Origin of the sequence: Thorsellia anophelis DSM 18579, assembly GCF_900111395.1 — a bacterium.
Taxonomy (GTDB): domain Bacteria; phylum Pseudomonadota; class Gammaproteobacteria; order Enterobacterales; family Thorselliaceae; genus Thorsellia; species Thorsellia anophelis.
Window position 1 is genome coordinate 1 of the sequence record NZ_FOHV01000054.1, and the last position, 7,287, is coordinate 7,287.

At 35.4% G+C, this 7,287-nt stretch carries 4 protein-coding genes; 1 reads left to right on the forward strand and 3 read right to left on the reverse strand.

Annotated features, from left to right (window positions below):
• Positions 1-516 (forward strand): integrase core domain-containing protein (locus tag BMW37_RS14630; protein ID WP_143047691.1); only part of this gene is annotated, 516 nt, incomplete at its 5' end.
• Positions 517-608: 92 nt separating this feature from the next.
• Here the strand turns inward: BMW37_RS14630 and BMW37_RS14635 are convergent.
• From BMW37_RS14635 to BMW37_RS14650, 3 genes are all read right to left on the reverse strand, one after another.
• Positions 609-842, reverse strand: coding sequence for a hypothetical protein (locus tag BMW37_RS14635; RefSeq protein ID WP_093322717.1), 234 nt, complete (start codon positions 840-842; stop codon positions 609-611).
• A 1,053-nt stretch (positions 843-1,895) separates the two neighbouring features.
• On the reverse strand, positions 1,896-2,906 hold the full coding sequence (locus tag BMW37_RS14640; RefSeq protein ID WP_093322720.1) for an SEL1-like repeat protein: 1,011 nt from the start codon (positions 2,904-2,906) through the stop codon (positions 1,896-1,898).
• Between the two features lie 1,447 nt (positions 2,907-4,353).
• On the reverse strand, positions 4,354-7,287 hold a 2,934-nt coding region (locus tag BMW37_RS14650; RefSeq protein WP_143047693.1), incomplete at its 5' end, for an Ig-like domain-containing protein.

Here is a 7,287-nt window from a genome sequence, read left to right on the forward strand (position 1 = left end):
TCACAATTAATTGAAAAGATTGCGATAAAAGAGAATATTAACAGGGATGAATTAACACTGCACTCTGATAATGGTAGCCCGATGAAAGGGTACACAATGAAAGCTAAATTAGAACAACTTGGGATCATCGCTTCCTATAGCCGTCCTGCTGTCAGTAATGACAATGCATTTTCTGAAAGTTTATTCGGTAGTATGAAAACACGTAAACAATACCCTCGACAAGGATTTAAAGACATAGAGGAAGCAAGAGAATGGGTACTCAGTTTTGTTTATTGGTACAACAATGAACATAGACACAGTGGCATTAAATACGTGACGCCTGCTCAGCGCCATCAAGGTATTGATGGTGACATACTGGCTAAACGAAAAGAAGTCTATAGGCTTGCTAAATTAACTTATCCAGAGCGTTGGAACACTCGGGATACAAGAGACTGGGATTATGAAGACAAAATAGTATTTAACCCAGTTAAAGAAAATAAGGCAAATAGCAGTGAAAAAAACGGACAGGTCGCTTGACATTTATCGGAGGCAGAGCAAATTACGATGCAATTTTAAACCAGTTTATTTGGCTCATAATCAACAATACGCTTAATATTAGCATCAATCAATCAATCAATTACCCAGCCGGCATCAAGCAATTCGTCAATATCAGAAAATTTAAATGATAAATCACTATTCTTATGTTTTAGAATGTAGTTTTTATCCCTCAAATCCATAAAGTCTAAAGTCGCAAATCCTTTAGTTTCATGTTTAAAATGATACATTAAATCATAAGTAATCATCTGTTCGTCTAAAATATTTCTAGTTTTAGATTTTAATGCTTCGCTATAGTTATTAGTCATTTCTATCCTCATTAAAATTAGCAATCGTCAACATACATATACAATACTTCACGAATTTAAGCGTACTTGACAACATCAGTCATTTCATAATCAATAAAATACTGTACTGGTTAACTTTATGTTATAAATCAAAAATCACATCATTTTAAATTCACATCACACACTATTGACAACATTTTTTAATTAAAATGCAATCACTACTACAAACTATTCTTATAAAATAAAATATAACTCAACTAAAGCATTTCAAATTCTGATTGCTAAGTCTTATATATATTAAAATGCCTAATAATAAGATTCTGTCGTTTACTGAGTACGATTCAATTAATACACATCACGATGCATATCATCAAAAATTTCACCATCATTTTCCTATCTAAATCTGGTTATCGTATTTTTAGCAGTGTTTTCAAAATAAAACCTACTGGATTATTTACGTCTGAGTTATATTCTATTGCTTTGTTTATTTTTGTTATATCATCGAACTTTGAGCAAATCCTGCTAATAAATTATCTTTGTATTTTATGAGTTAATTTATGAGTGTATTTATTTTGATTAGAGTTTGCATTCATTTCCATCTAACTTACAGTGACTTATTTATCAAGCTAGATTAACCCCTTTTAATTTTGTAAAAAAATACTCTTTTCTTTTTCTAAAAATCTAGCCATTAACGTTATTACTGATCATGTAAATAGCATTTTTATTTAGAATTTTCTAATGGTAAGATATTAGCACAACACCAAAAGCATAACAATAGTTGTTACATTAATAATAAGAGATAAAAACATACGATTGACAGTGGCTATGTACTTATTATACGAATCCACGAACGATAATTAATTTAAAAACATGAAATAAGAACTACTTAGATGCAAATGATTTCTAAACTTAATTTGCTTAGGTCCAGTATTTCATTATATTTATGCATATGAGGATATTAAATTTACTTGCATTAGAATTTGGTGACCACAACATCTAGATCACCTTTAAAAGAGAAATGATATATTTATAAGATTATAGACTGAATAATATACAGTTTTATTTATAGTATTGTTAATGACCTTGCTTATTTAAAATTGAATATTGATCACACGCTTCATTTTCACCACCTTCACAAGCCAATCTAAAATATTGTTTTGCCTTAATATAATTCTGATTTCCACCTTTACCTTGATAATACATAGAACCAGCATTATATTGTGCAAGCGAGTCACCTTGCTTCGCTGCTAATTCATAATATTTTAGAGCTTTTGAATAATCTTGTTTAATACTATCACCATAATAATACATAACCCCGAGATTATACTGGGCTAGCACATCTCCTTGATTCGCTGCTAATTCATAATATTTAACTGCTTTTAAATTGTCTTGTACAGTACCCTTGCCCTTAGCATACATATTACCTAGATTTAACAGTGCTTCTACATTATCTTGATTCGCTGCCAATTCATAATATTTAAACGCTTTAGAGAAATCTTGTTCGACCCCTCTTGCATTTTCATACATCAAACCAAGCGCTAATTGAGCATGATCATAATTTTGATCAGATGCTAATTCATAATATTCTCGCGCTTTTGAATAATCTTGCAAAACACCTTTACCCTCTTCGTACATAACTCCAAGTAAAGAGAGAGCCTGAGCATTTCCACTTTTAGCACTCATTTCATAATATTCTCTAGCTTTGGAATAATCTTGTTTAACTAATTTACCTGCATCATACTTAGTCCCAAGTAATAATTGTGCAAGAGCTGAGCCTTGATTAGCGGATTGTTCATAATATTTAATCGCTTTAGCCATGTCAGGTATCACACCTTCCCCTCTATCGTACATAACAGCAAGATTTAGCTGCGCTTTAGCATCACCTTGGTTTGCTGCTAATTCATAATATTTTAACGCTTTTATAAGATCCTGTTTGACCCCTTCACCTAAGCTATACATGATGCCAAGCTTTAATTGCGACGATACATCGCCTTTATTGGCTTTATCTTCTAATGCAGTCAATTCATTGGCCGTAACAAACAAAGAAGTTGATATTAAAAAAATAGCAAGTAATAATTTTTTCATGATTTACCTTACGCAATAAACTTTTAAGGGATACTGTGGAAACCTTATTTGAATTGTTAATAAAAGAACAAATTTAGATTGAAAATTTACCTGTACAAAACTAGATACATCTAATCAACTATAATAAATTAACCATTAAATAATATAGACTTAAAAACATGATACTACTTTATAATTCAGTTTTATTTAAGCAAATATCATTCCATTACACATTAAGATTTGGATAAATTTTGACGTTAGTAACCTAGATATAAGATGTTTTAAGTTGAATATCTTTTATATAAAATTCAAAGAAGCCGAATTATCTCATTTACATTTATTCTAGATTAAAAACTCTAGAATTACAATTTGTAACATTCAGTAATAAAGTTCATCTTTAACTAGCACACTAAAAAATGGATAGTTCAACAATCAACCAATACAATCAATACCTAAATTATCTTTAATTATCATATGCATATTAAAGATGAGATGTTTACCAACTTTCCAAAACAAAAGCAAAAAAATACTTAATAGACTGATATTTAATAAATATTAACACAATAAATATATCATCCTTGTCATTCAGATTAACTTCGTCAGAGTCAAGTTGTTTCCACTTTCTTCAAGTTAGCGGGTTTGCCAGCTTTCCTAGGCAAACATCGAGTAGGGTAAGACGTTACCGTCTTATCCCTCTCACAGAACAGTACGTACGGACCTCGTATACGGGTCATACCAATAAATATCTAACGTTTTTGTTAGACGATTCTTTACTTATGCAATATTGTTAAGTCATATAGTTTGAGTTCTTCAAACCATTTATTAGACATTGCATAATGTGCTAGCGGACTACAAGCGTTCCTCCAGCTATTCATCTTGATAAATTTGAATGAACCTTTGTACCCAAGCTGTCTTAATCGTCGGTGAAGCCTGCTGGGCTTTTTCCAACTTTTAAGTTGAACTGCCCTGAGTCTACGTCCGGAACCTCACACTCAATTTATTCTTGATTTTCGTCATGTAATAAATTGCCCTCTAAAAAAAAGGATTCAGTGCCAGGCTTCCTGAGTATATTGTGCTGACGCCCTGTATATGACTCCATCCTCAAACACATAATAGATTTGACTAAGTATTGGGCTTTGCGCTATTTTGCACGCTTACCCATCTACCATACCGAAGCAGGTTCACTTTCGTTATCTGCCATATACTTCCTATGACTTCCTTCAGACCCAACCGTTGGCCAGTTACGCCCTCGCTTAGAAGCGCCTACTTTTGATGTCATTCGGATTTACTTCCCCTTAGTCAGAGTGCTTCCACTTTCTTTCAAGTAGACGGGTTTGCCAGCTTTGCTGGGCAAAAAAAAACCTAACATATCTTTCGATATATTAGGATTAATAGTTTGATATTCACAACGTTCTTATCAATTTTTAAAATTTAAGCATAATAAGTTAATGCTATTAGGCCATATTGATTAATAATTAATGAAAACCTCCTTCTCATTTTTTGCAAAAAAATAATCATTAGGATCTATTGACTCTGAATACCAACCCTCACCTATCAGAAGAAAACTAACGCCATTATTTAAAAAGTTGGTTGCTTTAGTTGTATCCAAGAAAGTAATCGTTACTATGCTTTCAAATATCCGTGGTTGTGTTATTGGTGTTGGCGCTGTTAGTGTTATAGAACTAGTTGTAATCGTGTAATCTGTCCCTTCCTGAAGATCAAATTCTTCACTAAATTCTAACACAGCCTTAAAACTTCCAGTTGCCAAATCTATATTATTTTGTCTTTGTTGAAGTGTATGCGGGATTTCTACAGGGATACCAACTACAAAGCCACTATCTCCATATAGAGCTTTAGCAGTAGTCTGAATAGCGCCATACGTGAGTCTTAACTGGTCAGTTTTCGGTGCTTTAGGATCATTGACAAAATTAGCCTCAAACACGACGTCAGTGCTAGGTTCAAAGCGTTTTGTGCCATTTGGATCATACGGTAGATACTTAGCAATAAATTTACCTTCTGTATTAGTTATACCTTTATACTCAGTTCCAGTCTGCGTATCTTTAATAATCACTTCTTCATTGATAATGATGCGACCACTAGCGTCTGTTACAGTGACCTCCATGGATGAAAAAACGTTTTGATTCGCGACTAAACTAGTTTTTTCAACATTAAATGTTAATTGTTTCGTCGTGATATCGCCATTATAAAGCACTGATGTGGAAGCTGAAATGTTCGTTGGCAGATTAACAGTTGTCGCGGTGATATTTGCGATAGCACCCACAGTGCTATTACTTGGCACAGCTACGCTATATTCACCCTGCGGACCTGTTGTTACACGCGTGGTTGTTGTTTCGCCCTCAAGGGTGATTTCAACATCTATCTCTTGATTCGCAATTGGATTGCCAAACTCATCAGCCAATACACCGCGCGCCATTGTCGTGCCTGTACCGTCTGCGACTACCACTGGTTTATCAGCGGCAATAGTAATGCTCGCATTTGCAACTGACTGTACAAATTCAATTTCTCCTGAACCTGTTGAGCGATTTGCTAAGGTTGCCGTGACAGTCACGGTACCCGGCGTTGTGCTGGGTAAGCTATCTACTGTCACTTTACCGTTCTCACCGGTCACAAACGGCCCCGTATAAATATTGCCTGTGCTATCAGTAATCGATTCAATCGGATAATTAGCCAAAATATTGCCATTCGCATCAGTGACTAAAATCTCAAACGGCGTAGTCGATTGACCATCTGCATTTAATGTCGTTGTTTGTGGTATAACTGATGCAATTTTCGCTGTTTTGGCATCAGCAATAAAGGTCGTCGTGACTTCTGGTGATTTAATCAATGGATTACTGCCTGAAATAACCGCTTCAATCTGGATATCACCTGAAGTAGTAGACGCAATCTTACCAATCGCTTTTCCTGTTGCATCAGTTGTTCCTGTTGCAATGACTTCACCGGTTATTTTGTTGATAAAATCAATCAGTACATTGCTAGCAGGATTGCCGTTTTTATCCTTTACAGTAGCTTCAACAGTATTCTCTGTCACACCATCAGCTGGGGATTTATTTATGACTGTGACTAATAAGAGCTCACCGCCTTGTAATAACGATTCGTCGATAAAATTAATTACTGTTTGATCTTGCACGTTAATGTTGCGGGCAACTCGTGCCGTAATCGGTTTGTTTCCAGCAGCTTGAGACGGGATTTGAATTGTTGCGATACCCTGGTTATTCGTAAAAGCTGTACCTATCACCTTGTTATTTTCATCCAAGAATTCAACGTCAATGCCAGCAAGACGTTCATTATTATCATTCAATACTGTTGCTTTTACTGTGTTAGTAGATTTACCATTAGCTAATGCGCCATCAATCAATGTAACCGCTTCAATTTGAGCCGCATCTTGAGGATCAGCGGCAGGTATAAAGGTTGTTGGTTCGGTATTGGAGCGAGCATCTGTGCCTGCAACTACGGCTGTGATGTTTTTTGTGCCGGCTATAGATGACGTTAAAAAGCCTTTCGCCACACCGTTTGCATCGGTTGTTCCCGTTGCAACGACATTGCCATCGCCATCCACAAAGTTAATATTCACATTGGCAAGCGGGTTACCAACAATATTAAGCAAGGTTGCGTTAAACTGATTGGTATCAACACTATTTGCCACCGCATTATCTGTAACACTTACTAAGCTTAAATTTGCTTGAGTGAGCGCGGCTAGGTCGGTGAAATTCACTGAGGTTTCTTGTGTCACGCTAGGATTAACTTGTAATTCAGCAAAAATCGTTTGTAAACCCGGTGTTTCAGATTTCAACTCTAATCTTGCCATACCGTTAGCATCACTTGTAGCAACTCCAATTGATTCACCTTGATTATCTTTAAATATCACCACAGCACCTTCTAATGGTTGACCATTTTGGTCACGCACAATAGCTTCTACTATATTAATATCATTATCATCTGCTAAGGCATTATTACGCACTATGCTGAGTGATAAAACTGTAGCTACTGGCGTTTGTGTTGCACTATTGTCAATGGGTTTACGGCGATAATCTAACGTAATCACATTATTTCGTTCAACTAAATCTAATCGGCCTGTTTTAAATGTGCGTAAGCTATTAACGTTTTCTTGGTTGATTTGATTCTCCAACGTTTCACCAAAGCGGTAGTTCAAGCCTACATAGATACGAGTATCATCTGAGCCATGTTTGCCTTGTTTATGATCAACGCCCCAGGTGACTAATGGTACTGGTGTGTGATTGAGTCCGACGGTCAGAGCGTACGGATCTGATTCTAAATCATCACTGCCAAATAAATTAACTTGCTCGCCAAAATACTGCTCGTAGCCTAGTTTTAAGCCTAGTTGTGGGTAATCAGGCAAATAGGCGTTCATCATAATATCTAC

Excerpts from the sequence above, each read along its gene's own strand:
- BMW37_RS14640 (WP_093322720.1), bottom strand. The coding sequence starts at position 2,906 with ATGAAAAAATTATTACTTGCTATTTTTTTAATATCAACTTCTTTGTTT.
- BMW37_RS14635 (WP_093322717.1), bottom strand. The coding sequence starts at position 842 with ATGACTAATAACTATAGCGAAGCATTAAAATCTAAAACTAGAAATATT.